Source organism: Blautia sp. An81 (genome assembly GCF_002161285.1).
GTDB classification, from domain to species: Bacteria; Bacillota; Clostridia; order Lachnospirales; family Lachnospiraceae; genus Blautia; species Blautia ornithocaccae.
Map to the genome: position 1 here is coordinate 38,062 of NZ_NFHH01000026.1, position 16,195 is coordinate 54,256.

16 protein-coding genes, 1 pseudogene and 1 riboswitch are annotated in these 16,195 nt (G+C 46.7%); of the genes and pseudogenes, 8 read left to right on the plus strand and 9 right to left on the minus strand.

Annotation, left to right across the window (positions count from 1 at the left end):
- The first annotated feature begins 18 nt into the window (after positions 1 to 18).
- Positions 19 to 1,215, plus strand: a complete 1,197-nt coding sequence (locus tag B5G33_RS17195; RefSeq protein WP_087418507.1) for an MFS transporter — start codon at positions 19 to 21, stop codon at positions 1,213 to 1,215.
- Here B5G33_RS17195 and B5G33_RS17200 read toward each other — a convergent pair.
- The 9 genes and pseudogenes from B5G33_RS17200 to B5G33_RS17235 all read right to left on the minus strand — a co-directional run bounded on the left by B5G33_RS17200 (position 1,212) and on the right by B5G33_RS17235 (position 7,045).
- A complete protein-coding gene (locus B5G33_RS17200; RefSeq protein WP_087274108.1) occupies positions 1,212 to 1,640 on the minus strand; it encodes a DUF2115 family protein in 429 nt (142 codons plus the stop codon). The two genes, B5G33_RS17195 and B5G33_RS17200, sit on opposite strands and share 4 nt — an antisense overlap.
- Positions 1,641 to 1,658: 18 nt before the next feature.
- Positions 1,659 to 2,321, minus strand: a complete 663-nt coding sequence (locus tag B5G33_RS17205) for a DUF1638 domain-containing protein (RefSeq protein WP_087274110.1) — start codon at positions 2,319 to 2,321, stop codon at positions 1,659 to 1,661.
- Positions 2,318 to 2,914 (minus strand): TetR/AcrR family transcriptional regulator, encoded by a 597-nt coding sequence (locus B5G33_RS17210; RefSeq protein WP_087274113.1) that lies wholly within the window; start codon positions 2,912 to 2,914, stop codon positions 2,318 to 2,320. The genes B5G33_RS17205 and B5G33_RS17210 overlap by 4 nt, the downstream gene beginning before the upstream one ends.
- A 15-nt stretch (positions 2,915 to 2,929) precedes the next feature.
- Positions 2,930 to 3,349 (minus strand): DUF3786 domain-containing protein, encoded by a 420-nt coding sequence (locus tag B5G33_RS17215; protein WP_204247421.1) that lies wholly within the window; start codon positions 3,347 to 3,349, stop codon positions 2,930 to 2,932.
- Between the two features lie 187 nt (positions 3,350 to 3,536).
- Positions 3,537 to 4,328, minus strand: coding sequence for a sirohydrochlorin cobaltochelatase (locus tag B5G33_RS22655; RefSeq protein WP_242974748.1), 792 nt, complete (start codon positions 4,326 to 4,328; stop codon positions 3,537 to 3,539).
- Positions 4,329 to 4,595: 267 nt separating this feature from the next.
- A pseudogene (locus B5G33_RS22660) lies at positions 4,596 to 5,219 on the minus strand (energy-coupling factor ABC transporter ATP-binding protein); the annotation flags it as partial.
- The gene (gene cbiQ, locus B5G33_RS17225) at positions 5,198 to 5,974 is read right to left on the minus strand and encodes a cobalt ECF transporter T component CbiQ (RefSeq protein WP_087418509.1); all 777 of its coding nucleotides are present in this window, start codon (positions 5,972 to 5,974) and stop codon (positions 5,198 to 5,200) included. The pseudogene B5G33_RS22660 and the gene cbiQ, both read right to left, overlap by 22 nt.
- A gap of 15 nt (positions 5,975 to 5,989) precedes the next feature.
- Positions 5,990 to 6,295 carry an energy-coupling factor ABC transporter substrate-binding protein gene (locus B5G33_RS17230; RefSeq protein ID WP_087274121.1) on the minus strand — a complete coding sequence of 102 codons (306 nt, stop codon included), beginning with the start codon at positions 6,293 to 6,295 and terminating at the stop codon, positions 5,990 to 5,992.
- Between the two features lie 3 nt (positions 6,296 to 6,298).
- Positions 6,299 to 7,045, minus strand: coding sequence for an energy-coupling factor ABC transporter permease (locus B5G33_RS17235; RefSeq protein WP_087274123.1), 747 nt, complete (start codon positions 7,043 to 7,045; stop codon positions 6,299 to 6,301).
- Between the two features lie 208 nt (positions 7,046 to 7,253).
- Positions 7,254 to 7,459, minus strand: a riboswitch (cobalamin riboswitch).
- A 146-nt stretch (positions 7,460 to 7,605) separates the two neighbouring features.
- On the opposite strand from B5G33_RS17235, the gene hemA reads away from it, so the two are divergent.
- The 7 genes from hemA to B5G33_RS17270 are packed head-to-tail and all read left to right on the plus strand — an operon-like array spanning position 7,606 to position 15,694.
- Positions 7,606 to 8,835, plus strand: coding sequence for a glutamyl-tRNA reductase (hemA, locus tag B5G33_RS17240; protein WP_087274125.1), 1,230 nt, complete (start codon positions 7,606 to 7,608; stop codon positions 8,833 to 8,835).
- Positions 8,825 to 9,334, plus strand: a complete 510-nt coding sequence (locus B5G33_RS17245) for a precorrin-2 dehydrogenase/sirohydrochlorin ferrochelatase family protein (RefSeq protein WP_087274127.1) — start codon at positions 8,825 to 8,827, stop codon at positions 9,332 to 9,334. The genes hemA and B5G33_RS17245 overlap by 11 nt, the downstream gene beginning before the upstream one ends.
- On the plus strand, positions 9,306 to 10,202 hold the full coding sequence (gene hemC / locus B5G33_RS17250) for a hydroxymethylbilane synthase (protein ID WP_087418510.1): 897 nt from the start codon (positions 9,306 to 9,308) through the stop codon (positions 10,200 to 10,202). Before B5G33_RS17245 ends, hemC begins: the two co-directional genes overlap by 29 nt.
- Before the next feature lie 14 nt (positions 10,203 to 10,216).
- Positions 10,217 to 11,728: a uroporphyrinogen-III C-methyltransferase gene (gene cobA, locus B5G33_RS17255; protein ID WP_087418513.1), complete on the plus strand. Its 1,512-nt coding sequence runs from the start codon at positions 10,217 to 10,219 to the stop codon at positions 11,726 to 11,728.
- A gap of 3 nt (positions 11,729 to 11,731) precedes the next feature.
- Positions 11,732 to 12,718 (plus strand): porphobilinogen synthase, encoded by a 987-nt coding sequence (hemB, locus tag B5G33_RS17260; protein ID WP_164496700.1) that lies wholly within the window; start codon positions 11,732 to 11,734, stop codon positions 12,716 to 12,718.
- Complete coding sequence (gene hemL, locus B5G33_RS17265) at positions 12,718 to 13,989, plus strand: glutamate-1-semialdehyde 2,1-aminomutase (RefSeq protein WP_087274131.1); 1,272 nt, start codon at positions 12,718 to 12,720, stop codon at positions 13,987 to 13,989. Before hemB ends, hemL begins: the two co-directional genes overlap by 1 nt.
- A gap of 7 nt (positions 13,990 to 13,996) precedes the next feature.
- Positions 13,997 to 15,694, plus strand: a complete 1,698-nt coding sequence (locus B5G33_RS17270; protein ID WP_087418511.1) for a MutS-related protein — start codon at positions 13,997 to 13,999, stop codon at positions 15,692 to 15,694.
- Positions 15,695 to 16,195: the final 501 nt, after the last annotated feature.

Genomic DNA, 16,195 nt, shown 5'->3' on the forward strand with positions numbered 1-16,195 from the left:
TAAAAGGAGAATCATAAGATGACACACTTATTACTTGCGATCATATATCTTGCTTTTATCAGTCTCGGCCTTCCGGACGGTCTCCTTGGCTCCGCATGGCCTACAATGTATACGGAATTTCATGTTCCTGTTTCCTATGCCGGGATCATTTCCATAATCATTTCCCTGGGGACTATCGTATCCAGTCTCCAGAGTGACCGTCTGACAAAGAAGCTGGGAACGGGGAAAGTGACGGCGATTAGCGTAGCTATGACAGCCGCTGCTCTTCTAGGCTTTTCTTTCTCCAGTTCCTTCTGGATGCTCTGCCTGTGGTCGATTCCCTATGGGCTTGGGGCAGGGAGTGTAGACGCTGCTCTGAATAACTATGTTGCTCTCCACTATGAGAGCCACCACATGAGCTGGCTTCACTGTATGTGGGGTGTGGGCGCTACGGTGGGACCATATATCATGGGATTTGCCCTGTCCGGAGGCAGGACATGGAATTTCGGCTACCTTTGCGTGGGGATCCTCCAGATTCTTCTGACCGCCGTTCTTATTTTCAGCCTGCCTTTATGGAAAAAACGGGGCAGCAGAAGTTTTTCCGAAAAAGAAGAGGGAACAATAGACAGAGAAAAAGAGGCAGAGATACAGGAATCCGCCCTTTCTCTGGCGCAGATCATAAAGATTCCAGGAGCAAAGGAAGTTATGCTCTGTTTCTTCTGTTACTGCGCCATTGAACAGACAGCAGGGCTGTGGGCCAGCAGCTATCTCCATTTATTTAAAGGGATACCTGCGGAAACAGCTGCACGTTTTGCCGGAATGTTTTTTATCGGCATTACTGCAGGCCGTGCAGTCAGCGGCTTTATTACTATGAAGCTCAATGATGTGCAGATGATCCGTCTGGGACAGGTAATTATTTTCGCAGGTATTCTTGTTATGCTTCTTCCCGGGCCGAATGTGACAGCTCTTGCCGGGCTGATCCTTATCGGACTGGGCTGTGCCCCGGTATATCCCTGTATTATCCACTCTACGCCGGAGCATTTCGGGGCGGATCGGTCACAGGCCATCATTGGCGTACAGATGGCTAGCGCCTATGTGGGCACCTGCCTTATGCCGCCTCTGTTCGGGCTGATCGCCAATCATATCAGTATTACGCTCTTTCCAGTGTATATGATGGCGCTGCTTGTGCTTATGGCTGTCATGCATGAGCTGCTTACAAAAAAGACAGCTCATTAGAGGATACGTTTTTTCATATTTTCACAGACACAGAAAGAGCAGACAGTATCCTTCTCCATATTTTTTACAGGACAGTAATAACTGGTTTTGCCGTTTGTTACTGTCTTTTTATAATGGACAAGTTTCTGAGGGTGCATAGGCTCCTCTCGAATGAAGGAAAGATACAGGCAGGAGAGAAGGATCCATTTCCAGGTGGAAGGATCGTCCGGCAGATATCTGGACAGATAGCTGTCAAGGATCCCTTTCAGGGCCTGTATTTCAGAGAGGGGCAGGCTGGTATCTCCGGCTTCTGTGTGCTCCATTATTTCCAGGATAGTGCGGCGGTTATAGGGACTGATATGGGAGAGTCTGTCTTCCAGGAGAAGGGTGTATTCTGATGGAGATATGGCTTTTTTCAACTGGGTCAATAGAGAATTTTTAGTCATAATCTTTTTCCTTTCTCCTTAAAGATTAAAGAATTTTTCCTGTGTGATGGTTGTGTTTGGCGGTACTACAAAGAACTGGCTGTCCCATTGGCCGGATACCAGTTTTTCCAGGAGCAGATTGCTGCCGGGGACGAAATCCAGCTCTGCGTGGATCCGCACGGCATCTTCCTGGGCTTGTTCCACATAGTCCAGGTCGTAGCAGTCATAGAGACCGTTGTCAATAATATCCAGGTGATAGTAGTGTTCAAAATACATATCAAAAACAATATCTGCCATTTCTCTGTCATAGGTTTCCAGCAGATTTTCATAGATAGCCCGTATGGAGAAACCATTGTCCCCTTCGCCGAACAGATACATATGTCCGGGTTCCTTAAGATCCGGTGAGTAGCGTTCTCGGGTAACCAAAGCCAGAGCCACGCAGTCGGCGGCTCTGGGAATGACCAGAGTCCGGGCACAGGATACATTCTGCCAGGAACCGCCGCAGAATCCCATGGCGGCCAGAACCGTGTCCACATCAGAAGGAAGACCGGCCAGGGTCTTCAGGATATGCTCCCGCATCCGGGAAGGCTCTGCATGATATTTCCGGTCAAGTTCCACAACAGGATAGCTGGTGCCGCAGCTTTCCTGGGCTTTCTGTACATATTCCAATAACGTGGTGCAGGAGAGAATAACGGTACTCATAGGCACTCCTTTCCGATCTTATGAAATACGCAGTATTCCCGGTATATTTCGATCATAGTTTTTTTCGCTTCTGTCAAGTAAGAAGTGTTTCCGCTGATCCTTCCAAGGAGGATGGCTCCCTGATACAGGGATAGAAACCGGCTGGAAAGCGTTTCTGCATGAGACGGTTCCAGGCCGGAGAAAAGCAGCACCCTGCAGAAAAGATCCCGGAATTTTTCTATCCCTTCCCCATATTTCTTTGCGATTTCCGGCTTGTAAAAGGCAGTCTCCATTCCCATGACGGCAAAAGGACAGCCCAGGAAATCGGTATCTTCTGAGGAACTAAGTAAAAATCCGAAGGTGCCGTCAACAAAAGTCTCCCAGGTCTTCCCTACGGAAATATTTTCTAACTGATCCAGCAAAATCCGCTGATAATAGGAGATCACTTCTACAGCCAGATCATCTTTGCTCTTAAAATAAAAATAAAAAGAGCCTTTTGGAAGCCCTGCCTGGGCAAGGATCTCGCTGATCCCTGTAGCGGCGTATCCGTTCTTCCAGAACAGCCTGGCGGCGCAGGCGATGAGTCTCTGCCTGGATTCTTCACCTTTTTTCATGGGATACTTCCTCCTTCAGCCGTTCAAAGAGATGGGAGAGGGCGAACATAAGGGTCTCATAGTGCATATAGTCCGGCGTGTTTTTGTCCGCCAGGATCTGCAGATAAAAAAATCCGCTGTATTCTGGAAAAATCCGCTGCCAAGATTTAAAGTCCCGGTTTTGACCGTGGTAAAGGTGTTGATGTTTACAAATTCATGGGACAGATGACAGGTATCCTTTGCATTGCAGAGGACGTCATAAATGGTCATGGCTTCGTTATATCCGGCTTCCTGTACGCTGCAAAATGAATCCTCCGACCACTGAACCTCTCCTGTAGAGCGATTGATCCGGTATTTGCGGCCGAAAAACCACACATACAGGTAATCCTTGTCAGCCTCCAGAGAAAACTTTTCAATCATTTTTTCCTGGGGATACTGGAGAAATACTTTTGACATAGACCTTTTCATTTTTTCATAATTTGATGTTACCGTTTCCATAAAATCCTCCCTGGTAAAGTTGTTACTCTAACAATAGACCAATCGGTCTAAAAAATCAAGTAAAAAAAGCCCGGAGATTTTTCACAGGATTGTGAGATCTCCAGGCTCTTGCCTTTTATCGTTCTTTAAAGATTTCGGAGGCCTGCTACATTTCTGCTGCAACTCTTAAATGTTCTACCAGAAGACTGCGGACTCCAGTATATTCACCAAGTCCCTTTATCACTGGCTCCACTTCAAAACCAGCGGCTTTAAACTGGCTGTACCAGGAATCCGGATCGTCTCCGGCCATATCGTTCTTGGCATGGTCTCCGGCTACGATCATAAAGGGAGCCAGAACCACCTTGGAAGGATTATATTCTTTTACCATTCGCATCAGGCTTTCCATGGAAGGATAAGCCTCTACCGTGCCAAGGAAAATATTTTTGTAGCCTTTGTCTTTAAAGGTGTAATCCAGGGCAGCGTAAATAGAGTTGGCATAATGGGTGGTACCGTGGCCCATAAGTACCAGCACCTGATCCTGGGCAAGGTCAGAAAATTCATCGGCAATTGCCTGGATCACTGCAAGATTGTCTTCTGCGCTGGTGAGGAGAGGATCCCCGAAGGTGATGGAGTGAAAATCATCACGGTAAGCCAGGGCGTCTTCTTTCATCAGATCATTTTCAATACCATTTATAACATGGGTAGGCTGTATCAGAACGTCGGTAATCCCGTCTTTTTTCATCTGTTCCATAGCTTCCAGGACGGTAAATACATGAACATTATCCCGGTTTTTCAGCTTTTTGATGATCATTTTGCTGGTCCATGCCCGGTAGAGCATGTAGTCGGGAAAGGCTTCCTGCATATCTCTCTCAATGGCGTCAATGGTCACTTTTCTGGTATCGTTGTGGCTGGTGCCGAAGCTTACTGCCAGAATGGCTTTCTTTGTTTCTGCTGTCACTGGTTTCTTTCCTCCGTAATGTGGGTTTAATTTTATTTCTTCTATATATTGTTCCAGGGTTTTTAAATTCCTGGGGATTTCCAGAGAGGCTTTCAGGAACCCTTTTCTGCACAGACTTTCAAAAAGCTCCAATACTGCAGGGGGCTCCAGGTTAGTCTGGGCAAGAACCCGTTTATTGGAAAAGACCTGGGCGGGAGACCCGTGGAGCAGGACTTTTCCTTCATGGAAAAGGATGACTTCATCTGCCCACTCATAGGCGTAATCAACATCGTGGGTAGCCATGAGAACGGTGATCCCCGCCTCTGTCATCTGATCTACAATGTGGTTTACCATCTGGGTATGCTTTGGATCCAGGGCCGCTGCCGGCTCGTCCAGGATAATGATATCCGGGTGCATGACCAGGATATCTGCAATGGAAACCTGCTTCTTCTGACCTCCGCTTAAGGCATGGGTAGGTTTATGGCGGAAAGGGGTGATCTCCAGATAATCAATGACTTTCTCCACCTCTTTTTTGGCCTCTTCCGGGGCAACCCCCAGATTCAGGATGCCGAAGGAGATTTCCTGGTAAACACTGGCAGAGAAAAGCTGGTTATCCGGGTCCTGAAAGACGATACCCACTTTGCTCCTCAGATCCAGAAGACTTTTTTTGTCATAGGCGTATTTCTTTCCTTTAAAAAACAGATGTCCTTTCTGAGGCTTTAGAATTCCTGTACAGCAGAGGAAAAAAGTGGATTTTCCGCTGCCGTTGGCTCCCATAACGGCTATCTTTTGCCCCTTTTTTATTTCCAGAGACAGTCCATTGAGAGAATGGCTGTTGTCGTCATCATAAGAATAATAAAGGTTCTCGGCTTTTAAGATAATATCTTGATTCATGAGAAAAATCTCCTCCATAAGGCAAAAATGAAAAGTGCAGTATCAAAGACTGCGATAGCGGCAATGATTTTTTTTCTGGGAGGCTGATTCTCTGACAGCACCCGAATTCTGCCATCGTAACACCGGGCTTCCATAGCGTCATAAAGTTTATTGGAGCGGGAGATAGCCCGCATCATAAGTACAGAGCCCAGCAGCCCAAAAGACTTTAAAGAAGTCCTGTAATCTTTATTTCCAAGACGGCAGTTCTGGGATGTGGTAATAGCAGAAGCTGTGTTCAGGAGAATAAAAATAAAACGATAGATCAGCAGCATCAGCTCAATAAGAAGACCAGGGCAGTGGAGTTTTCCCAGTACTTCCAGGATATCCGGCATAGGTGTGGTAAAGGATAGAAAATACAAGCAGGATACGGCTCCCAAGGCCGTCAGGATCAACTGTACTGCGTAGAAAAAAGAATCGGTACTTGCCGTCACATACCAACTGCCGATTGAAATCGCAAAAAGGTCCAAAGGGGCTTTTCTAATGTTAAACATAATTGCTATTGTGCTCAGGAATAAAAAAGCCAGTGGTACAGTGAGAAAACCCAGATAACGGGAAACAGGGACTCCGCCTTTCCATACGGCAAGAATCCCTGTCACAGCTAAAACAATACATGCCACTGCAATGGAACGACTCATTACACAAATGCAAAGTGTAATCACTGCAAAGGCAAATTTTTCACCGGCATTTTCATAGCGAAGCTTTGAATTATAACAGAGCTTGTCTATGGTAATCACGGGAAACTCCTTCCTTTATTGTTCTTCATGTTTCATCCATTTTCTTCGTTCCACGAACCTGCCCATGATAAAGGCAATGATTCCCACGCCGATACCGGTCTGGATACAAAAGAAAAGGCTTTCAACCTCTCCTGGCAGTTCTCCGCCAATGAGCCTTTCCAGAATAGGAGTGGCCCAGGGCTCATAGGAAGAATCCACCTCTTCTACTACCTGGCTGCCTGCATCATCGGAGCCTCCGAATTCAGCATCTTTTAAAGCGAAGAGAGGAACCAGAGCGATTAAAAAAATTAAGAGGATTCCCAGAAACACTTTCTTTTTCATGGCTTATTTTCCCTCCTTTATAAATCCGATAGTACGAAGCTCTGGCTTTGCATAGGTTTCCAGTCCCATGACGATGAGGACTGTGATGATTCCTTCAATGATGGCCAGAGGCACCTGGGTAGGAGCAAAAACCACAAGAAATTTCACCAAAGCGCCGCCTATGCTAGTATCTGCATGGTGAGCAAGAGCCATCTGCAAAGCGGTGATGCAGTATGTGAATAAGTCGCCTAAAGCGGCGGCCAGAAAAACACTGGCCCGCTTGTTCATCCCACTTTTGTTACAAAGTTTATATATCCCATAGGAAAGGAAAGGTCCTGCTATGGCCATGGAAAAGGTATTGGCCCCAATAGTGGTAAGGCCGCCGTGAGCCAGCAGAATGGCCTGGAACAAAAGAACGATCAGTCCCAGCACAGAAACAGCAGAGGGACCGAACAAAATGGCACCCAGTCCAGTTCCTGTCATATGAGAACAGCTTCCTGTTACGGAAGGGATCTTCAGTGATGAGATCACAAAGATAAAGGCGCCGGACATGGCCAGCAGTGTGATCAGATTTCGGTGGTCATTTAAAGTTTTCTTTATGGACATGAAACCTGCGATCAAAAATGGCAGGCACAGAACACCCCAGGCAATGCAAAAACCTCCGGGCAGATATCCCTCCATAATGTGCATAGCGCTGACATTGGGGACAATACCGAAAGTAAGGGCAAAAGCCCCTGCCAGAGCCAGAATACGTTTTTCCTGTTTACTCATTTTCTTCTCCTTTCTGATAGTAAAATGTGATTTTCCCGCTGCAGTATATTTTTGCGGGACTTTTTTATTGGGAACAAAGCTCCCTGTACAATAAAAAAACCTGAGGGATGATTCCCACAGGCTACCAGAAGAACAAGAGGTATAGCAAATAGAATTGAACTGCTATGAGCCAACCTGTTCTTACACGAGGCCATCGTTCGTAACCTGTGTAAATTTCGTGCACAAGGCAGGTCTTCTGACTTAGGCATCCTCACCGTATTTCAGCCTTCCCAGGTAATTCCCAGTGACGCAGGTCTTACAAAAACCTTACAAGAAATACGGCTCCTCCTTTACAGCGGCGTGACCGTGTGAGCTTTTCACTCAGCTTTCCTATTCTCCCGCATTTTATGCAGGCACCTTTGTACATTCAATTCTGGATTTATTGTAGCATATACAGGATTTTTGTCAATAGGAATCAATCATTGCACGGGAAAGAATTCTATGCTAAGATGAGAAAAGATTGAGTGGAGATAAGACCGTTCATAATTCATAAGAGAAAGAAAATAGGGGAGAGTAAAGACATGAGTATTTCCATGATTGGAATCGACTACAAAAAGGCATCAGTAGATGTTCGGGCCCAGTTTTCATTTACGAAAAAAAATACAGTTGCAGCCCTGGAAAATCTGAAAAAAGAGCCGGGAATCCTGGGCTGTATTATTCTGTCTACCTGTAACCGTATGGAGATTTGGGCCAGTACTGGGGAAGACTGGAAAGGTTCTCTCTATGAATTTTTATGCAGAGAAAAAGAGAAGGATCCGGATGAATTCCGGCAGTATTTTGTTTCCAGAAAAGAAGAGGAGGCCGTAGAGCATTTGTTCTATCTTACCAGTGGCCTGAAATCCCAGATTCTTGCAGAGGACCAGATCATTACCCAGGTGAAAGATGCCCTAGCCCTTTCCAGAGAAGCTTACTGTACAGATAATGTTCTGGAGGTTTTATTCCGCATGGCGGTTACTGCTGCAAAGAAAGTAAAAACCCAGGTAAGCTTTTCCAGAGCCAACAGCTCTGTAATCCACCAGGCTATAGAACGTCTGGAAAATCAGGGATTTTCCATCCAGGGAAAAACCTGTATGGTTATTGGAAACGGCGAAATGGGGAAGGTAACTGCTCTGGCTCTTAAGGAAGCAGGAGCAGATGTAACGGTCACAGTGCGGCAGTACCGCAGCGGAATTGTGACAATCCCTCAGGGCTGCGACAGGATCAATTATGGAGAGCGTCTGGAGTTTCTTCCAAAATGTGATCTGGCAGTCAGCGCTACAGCAAGTCCTAATTATACGCTGACTATGGAGCAGATTGAAAATGCAGAAATTCCCGGACATATTGTTCTTATCGACTTGGCAGTGCCAAGAGACATAGAGCCTTCGGCAGGGACCCTTAGTAATGTGACTTTGTACGATATTGACAGTTTCAAGATTGATGCGGTATCTCCCAAGCTCCAGGCCAGCCTTGACCAGGCAGGGAAGATCCTTCAGGAGCAGCAGGAGGAGTTTTACAGCTGGTACAATGGCAGAGATCTGATCCCAAGGATTCAGGAGATCAAGGCAGATGCAGTAGAAGATCTGAATCTCCGTATCATGAAGATATTAAGGAAGACTCCCATGGAAGAGAAAGACCGGGAAAATCTTTTAAATGCCATTGACACAGCTGCCGGGAAAGTGGTCAACAAGATGATGTTCGGCCTGAAGGATTTTATGAAAGAAGAAGAGTTTATAAATTGTGTGGAAGGGTTGGAGAAGCTATATGAAGAGTAAAGAGAAAAAAATGTTTCCCCTCTTTGTGGACCTGACCCAAAAAAAGGTTCTGGTAGTAGGGGCAGGGAAAATTGCCTCCCGGAGAGTAAAAACCCTTTTGCCCTTTGCAGGAGAAGTGGTGGTAGAAGCCCCTGAGGCTTCTGAAGAGATCCTCAGTCTGGCCCGTCAGGGTGAGATCCTTTACAAAGAAAAGACCTATTCCAGAGAGGACCTTTATGATGCAGATCTGGTCATTGCGGCCACAGACAACAAAGAAGTAAATGAAGATATTTACAGTGCCTGCAAATGTCTGGGAATTCAGGTAAATGTAGCCAGCGACCAGAATAAATGCGACTTTCATTTTCCAGGAATCCTGGAATACGAGGGTGTAGTCATAGGATTCAACGGAAGCGGAAAAGACCACAGGAAAGTGAGAGAGGTCCGGGAAAAAACCCAGAAGGTATTGCTGGGAGACAACATGGAGGTACAAGATGAAGAAAGTCATAATCGGCAGCCGTGAAAGCCGGCTGGCAGTGATCCAGAGTGAAATGGTAAAAAAATATATAGAAGAACACTCTCCGGAGATCCAGGCAGAGATCCTGACTATGAAAACAACAGGGGACATTATCCTGGACAGGACACTGGATAAAATCGGAGGAAAAGGGCTTTTTGTGAAAGAACTGGATAAGGCTCTTATGGAAAAGAGAAGTGACCTCTCTGTGCACAGCCTGAAGGATATGCCTATGGAAATACCGGAGGAGCTGCCTTTGGTGGCCTATTCCAAAAGAGAAGATCCCCGGGATGTGCTGGTCCTTCCAAAAGGACAGGAAACCATGGACAAGAGGAAGCCTATAGGCTGTTCCAGCCTCCGGAGGATCCTTCAGCTAAAGGAGCTTTTTCCGGATATGGAATTTAAGAGCGTACGTGGAAATGTCCTGACCCGGCTGAAAAAGCTGGACAGCGGAGAATACAGTGCCCTGGTCCTGGCAGCAGCAGGACTGAAAAGGCTGGGACTGGAAAACAGGATCAGCCGTTATTTTACTGTGGAAGAAATCATACCCGCTGCTGGCCAGGGAATCCTGGCAGTCCAGGGAAGGGCCGGAGAGGATTATTCTTACCTGGCAGATTTCCAGGATCCGGAGGCTGCTGCTGCAGCCAGAGCAGAGCGGGCCTTTGTCCGCTATCTGGACGGTGGCTGTTCTTCTCCCGTAGCGGCTCACGGACAGGTTCTGGGAGAGGAATTATTCCTCATGGGATTGTACTATGAGGAAGAAACAGGAAAATACATAAGAGGCAGCGAAAAAGGCAGAATTTCCTCGGCAGAGGAACTGGGGATTTCCCTTGCCCGCAGGCTGCAGGAAACATGCAGGAAAGAAAATCAGCAGTAAAGGAGCAGATAGATATGAGTACAGGAAAGGTCTGGCTGGTAGGCGCCGGCCCGGGAGATCCGGGCCTGTTTACCGTAAAAGGCAGAGAAATCTTACAGAACGCAGAGGTGGTAGTCTATGACAGCCTGGTTGGACAGGGAGTCTTATCCCAGATTCCAAAAGAGGCAAAAGCCATCAATGTGGGAAAACGGGCTTCTCATCACACTATGCCCCAGGAGAAGATCAATCAGGTCCTGGTAGAAGAGGCAAAGAAAGGCTGCCGTGTGGTGCGTCTGAAGGGAGGGGATCCTTTCCTTTTTGGAAGAGGAGGAGAGGAGCTGGAGCTTCTGACAAAGGAGCAGATTCCCTATGAGGTGGTGCCGGGAGTAACTTCCCCTATTGCAGTGCCTGCCTATAACGGCATCCCTGTGACTCACCGGGACTATACTTCTTCCCTTCATATTATCACCGGTCATAAACGCCAGGGAGAAGCCTACGATATTGATTTTAAGGCACTGGTGGACACCAAAGGCACCCTCGTTTTTCTCATGGGAGTTACAGCCCTTCCGGATATCTGCGCCTCTCTTCTGGAGGCAGGAATGGATCCACAGATGCCTGCGGCAGTTCTCCAGAAAGGAACGACTGCAGGGCAGAAAAGGATTGTTTCCACAGTGGCGGAACTGCCGGAAGAAGTAAAGCGGCAGGGAGTGGAAACTCCGGCGATCATTGTGGTAGGAAAGGTCTGCGCTCTGGCAGAGGAATTTGCCTGGTATGAAAAGCTTCCGCTGGCCGGTTATAAAGTATTGGTGACCAGACCAAAAGATCTGATCTCCACCATGTCTGCCAAGCTTCGGACACTGGGTGCGGAAGTTCTGGAACTGCCTGCTATACGGACAGAGCCCCTGGAAAACCAGAGAGAACTGCATCAGGCCTTTAAAGAGCTGGATACTTATGACTGGGCTGCATTTACCAGTCCTACAGGAGTGAAGGTCTTCTTTGAAGAACTGCTGAAGACCGGAACAGATATCAGAAAGCTGGGAGGAATCCGAATTGCCGCTATCGGCAAAGGCACTGAGAAAGCTTTGAAAGAGAGAGGCCTGATCCCGGATCTGATTCCGGAAATCTATGACGGAGCTTCCCTTGGAAAAGCCCTGCGAGATGCCTGCTGCGGGGAAGAGCGGATTTTGATCCCTCGCGCTAAGATTGGAAATCATGAAATCCTGGAGGAGCTGGAAAAGAAACCGGGCCTTCGGATCTCAGATATCGCCACTTATGATACTTTTTATGAAAATCAGGAAATCATAGATGAGAAAAAAGAATTTGAACAGGGTGGGATAGACTGTGCGGTATTCACCAGCGCCTCTACAGTAAGAGGATTTGCAGCGGCCTGCCCGGATCTGGATTATACAAAGGTCACAGCGGCCTGTATTGGAAAACAGACAAAAGCAGCGGCAGACTCCTATGGAATGAAGACCTATATGGCCGAAAAAGCTACCATAGACAGTGTGCTGGAGCTGGTAATAAGATTAAAGGAAAAGGAGTGTTGACAAATGGACATGGGGATCAGACCCAGAAGACTCAGAGGGGGAGAAAGTTTAAGAAAGATGGTAAGAGAGACCAGAATGGATAAAAGCTCTCTGATCTACCCCATCTTTGTAAGAGAGGGAGAGAATCTGAAAGAAGAAATCGCTACTATGCCTGGACAGTACCGGTACAGCCTGGACCGGCTTCCGGAAAAACTGGAGGAATTAAAAAAAGCAGGAGTAGATAAGGTAATGTTTTTCGGTATTCCTGACCACAAAGACGAGGTCGGAAGCCAGGCATATGCAGAGGATGGAATTGTTCAGAAGGCTCTTCGGAAAGCGAGAGAAGAATTTCAGGATGAGCTATATCTGATCACCGATGTATGTATGTGTGAGTATACTTCCCATGGACACTGCGGCATCCTCTGTGGACACGAAGTGGACAATGACAAAACCCTGGAATATCTGGCCCAGACAGCTCTTTCTCATGCAGAGGCTGGAGCGGATATGGTAGCGCCCTCTGATATGATGGACGGAAGAGTCCGGGCTATCCGCACCATCCTGGATAAGAACGGCTACCGGGATATTCCCATTATGTCTTATGCAGTGAAATATGCCTCTGCCTTTTACGGACCTTTCCGTGATGCAGCAGGTTCTGCCCCGGCTTTCGGCGACAGAAAGAGCTATCAGATGGACTTCCATAACCGAAGAGAAGCTATTAAAGAAGCTCTTCTGGATGTAGAAGAGGGAGCGGATATTATCATGGTAAAACCGGCAATGAATTATCTGGACATTATCCGGGAGGTAAAAGACCAGATCCATCTTCCGGTGGCATCTTATTCCGTCAGCGGAGAGTACGCTATGGTCAAGGCAGGAGCAAAGCTGGGATACATAGAGGAGGACCGGATCATCTGTGAGATGGCAGTCAGCGCTTTCAGAGCAGGAACAGATATTTATTTAACTTATTTTGCAGAAGAAATCGCAAAATTCTTAGACGAAGGGAGAATCGGATAATGACAAGATCAGAAGAGCTGTTTCAGAGAGCAGTGAAAAGAATCCCGGGAGGAGTAAACAGCCCGGTACGAGCCTTTGGTTCTGTAGATGAGGCTCCCAGATTTATCCAGGGAGCTGTGGGAAGCAAGATTTTTGATGTGGACGGAAACGCTTATACAGATTATATCGGTTCCTGGGGTCCTATGATCCTGGGGCATAATGATGAGCGGATAAAAGAAGCGGTGATCCGTGCCAGCGAGAACGGATTAAGTTTTGGCTGCGCTACAGAGCGGGAAGTAGAGATGGCAGAGTTTATCTGCCAGCGGATCCCTCATGTGGAAATGATCCGTATGGTGAATTCCGGTACAGAAGCAGTTATGAGCGCTATCCGCACGGCCAGAGGCTATACCGGCAAGAATAAGATTATTAAGTTCGCCGGCTGCTACCATGGTCATACGGACGCCATGCTGGTAAGTGCAGGAAGCGGCGTGATGACCAGCGGCGTACCGGACAGTGCCGGTGTGCCAAAAGGCTGTACCCAGGATACCATGATCGCAGTGTATAATGATCTTGACAGCGTAGAAAAATTAATGGCAGAAAGCCAGGATCAGGTGGCAGCAGTGATCGTAGAGCCGGTGGCCGCCAATATGGGTGTGGTTCCTCCTGAAGACGGTTTTCTTCAGGGTCTGAGAGATCTGTGTGACAAGCATAAAGCCCTGCTGATCTTTGATGAGGTGATTACCGGTTTCCGCTTAAGATTCGGGGGAGCGGCAGAATACTACGGAGTGACGCCTGACATGGTTACTTATGGAAAGATCATCGGCGCAGGCATGCCTGTGGGAGCCTACGGCGGAAGAAAAGAGATCATGGAAATGGTGGCCCCCAGCGGTCCGGTCTATCAGGCAGGTACTTTAAGCGGCAATCCTATCGCCATGGCAGCAGGTCTGGCTCAGCTGAAAATCCTCTGGGAGGACCAGGATATTTATAAACGTCTTTTCCAGAAAGGAGAAATCCTCTTTGAGGGAATCCGGAAGATTTTTGTGGAGAAGGAAATCGGATACCAGGTAAATGCTGTAGCTTCTCTTGGCAGTATTTTCTTTACAGAAACTCCTGTTAGGGATTACCAGTCAGCCAAGACTTCTGACACGGCGGCTTTCTCAAAATATTTTGAATATATGCTGGAGCATGGAGTTCATCTGGCGCCCTCTCAGTTTGAAGCTATTTTCCTTTCTGACGCTCATACAGAGGAAGATATCCATCAATTTTTAGAGCTTATAAACAATTATTTTTAGGTGAACTATGTATAATGATACCGTAATCGGGCTGGTAGTGATTCTTCTGTTTCTGGCAGGGGCTGGAGTCCTGAATTATTATGAAAAGGGTAAGAGGCGAAAGCTTTTTCTGGAAAGGATGATGGCTTCCTGGGGCAAGATCCCCCAGCGGGAATACAGTTATGATGAACTGGAACATATATCCCAGTTTTTCCGTAAAAGAGAAAAAGAAGGCTTTTATGTTGACGATATTACCTGGAATGACCTGGATATGGACCGGATTTTTGCTCTGATAAACCAGAGCATTTCCCCCATTGGAGATGAATACCTCTATGAGATTCTGAGAAAGCCGGTTTTTGAGGAAGAGGAATTGAAAGAGAGGCAGAGGCTTCTGGAATTTTTCTCAGAGAAAGAAATGGAGCGGCACAAGGTACAGGCTCTTCTTGCCGGAATCCGGAAACCGGGAAATGTAAGCGTTTATGAGGCTGTCAGTGTAACGAAAGAGGTAGAGATCCAGGGAAAAGGATTCCAGATAGTTATGTGCGGCGCCTTTTTCCTTTCCCTATTGTTTTTTGCAGCCATGCCTTCGCCGGGAATCTTTTGCTTCCTGGGAATCTGCATTCTGAATATTATCACGTATTTTATGCGAAAGCAGGATATTGATCTGTATCTTACCAGCTTCCGCTGTGTGATCCAGCTTCTGGAGGCACAGAAAAATCTGGAAAAACTGAAGATCCCGGAGCTTGCTTCATATATGGAAGAAGGAAAAAGATGCCGGAAAGAACTGCGGACCTTTCAGAAAGGATCCTTTCTGGTCCTGGAGCAGAGCAGTACAGGAGGAGGGATGGAAGGGCTGATCATGGACTATATCCGTATGCTTACGCACATTGACCTGATTAAGTTTTCTACCATGATGAAGGCCATGCAGGAACATCAGGAAGAAATTTTGGGTCTGATGAAGATTTTCGGATATCTGGATGGCATGATCTCCATTGCGTCTTTCAGAGTAAGTCTGCCTTACTACAGCATACCGGAACTTGAAATGGCAGGCAAAGCTTATCTAAAGGTGGAAAACCTGTACCATCCGCTGCTTTCTCATCCTGTGGCCAACAGCATAGAGGCAGAGAACGGGATTTTGGTAACTGGCTCCAACGCCTCGGGAAAATCCACTTTTCTGAAGAATATAGCGGTAAATACCATTTTGGCTCAGACTATCTATACTGTTACAGCTTCTGAATACCAGGCGCCTTATTTTAAAGTTATGACTTCCATGGCTCTTCGGGATGATCTGGAAAGGGGAGAGAGCTATTTTATCGTGGAAATACGTTCCCTGAAAAGGATTTTAGATGAGACAGAAAAAGAAGGCTGTCTTTTATGTATCATTGATGAAGTCTTAAGAGGGACAAACACGATTGAAAGGATTGGTGCATCTTCCAGGATACTGGCGGGTCTGGACAGGGAGCATGTGCTGCCCTTTGCAGCTACCCATGATATTGAGCTGTCTTATATTCTGGAGGACCTGTACGAAAACTATCATTTTGAGGAAGAAGTAAAGGAACATGAGGTAGTCTTTAATTATCTGCTGAAGAAAGGCAGAGTGACCACCAGAAATGCCATACGCCTTTTGGAAATGACGGGATATCCGGAAAACCTGTCAGAAGAGGCAAAAAAAGCAGTGGCAGATTTTGAAGAGACAGGAATCTGGGAGAAAGTACAAAAATTCTGAGACATGCTGTAAATATAGAAGAGAAAAGGCAGGAATCCACCGGAAACTGTCAGACTGTTTTCCTTGACGGAGAGGCCGGATGTTGTCATAATAGAAGATGTCAAAAGACAATGCTGTCTTTTCTTTTTACTTTTTGTTTTTATTTCTTCAATCAGCGTGTCTGCTGGAAACTCAAAGACTAAATCATCATTCGCTGTGAGAAAACAGAAGATGGGAGTGATAAAAGAAAAAAGAACCCGTTCTAAATCTGCACAGGCAGACATTTCTCGTTTATCGCAGCAGTGCATAAACGTCTGATTTATGACCATGGAAAGCACAGTCTTCGAGTTTACCATTGGGTTGGAGCTGCGGATACGCAGCTCCATTTGCACAATATGGGGGAGCTGTCGCATTAATCGAAATCGAGAATATTTATACATCTTATTGCTCAGTCTGTGCCGCTTTGAGCCTATGGTCTCAAAGCTATGCTCGACAAATTCGCATAAAATGTATAAATATTCA

Coding starts and splice junctions, on each gene's coding strand:
- B5G33_RS17195 (WP_087418507.1), top strand. CDS start 19: ATGACACACTTATTACTTGCGATCATATATCTTGCTTTTATCAGTCTC.
- B5G33_RS17200 (WP_087274108.1), bottom strand. CDS start 1,640: ATGACTAAAAATTCTCTATTGACCCAGTTGAAAAAAGCCATATCTCCA.
- B5G33_RS17205 (WP_087274110.1), bottom strand. CDS start 2,321: ATGAGTACCGTTATTCTCTCCTGCACCACGTTATTGGAATATGTACAG.
- B5G33_RS17210 (WP_087274113.1), bottom strand. CDS start 2,914: ATGAAAAAAGGTGAAGAATCCAGGCAGAGACTCATCGCCTGCGCCGCC.
- B5G33_RS17215 (WP_204247421.1), bottom strand. CDS start 3,349: ATGTCAAAAGTATTTCTCCAGTATCCCCAGGAAAAAATGATTGAAAAG.
- B5G33_RS17230 (WP_087274121.1), bottom strand. CDS start 6,295: ATGAAAAAGAAAGTGTTTCTGGGAATCCTCTTAATTTTTTTAATCGCT.
- B5G33_RS17235 (WP_087274123.1), bottom strand. CDS start 7,045: ATGAGTAAACAGGAAAAACGTATTCTGGCTCTGGCAGGGGCTTTTGCC.
- hemA (WP_087274125.1), top strand. CDS start 7,606: ATGAGTATTTCCATGATTGGAATCGACTACAAAAAGGCATCAGTAGAT.
- B5G33_RS17245 (WP_087274127.1), top strand. CDS start 8,825: ATGAAGAGTAAAGAGAAAAAAATGTTTCCCCTCTTTGTGGACCTGACC.
- hemC (WP_087418510.1), top strand. CDS start 9,306: ATGAAGAAAGTCATAATCGGCAGCCGTGAAAGCCGGCTGGCAGTGATC.
- cobA (WP_087418513.1), top strand. CDS start 10,217: ATGAGTACAGGAAAGGTCTGGCTGGTAGGCGCCGGCCCGGGAGATCCG.
- hemB (WP_164496700.1), top strand. CDS start 11,732: ATGGACATGGGGATCAGACCCAGAAGACTCAGAGGGGGAGAAAGTTTA.
- hemL (WP_087274131.1), top strand. CDS start 12,718: ATGACAAGATCAGAAGAGCTGTTTCAGAGAGCAGTGAAAAGAATCCCG.
- B5G33_RS17270 (WP_087418511.1), top strand. CDS start 13,997: ATGTATAATGATACCGTAATCGGGCTGGTAGTGATTCTTCTGTTTCTG.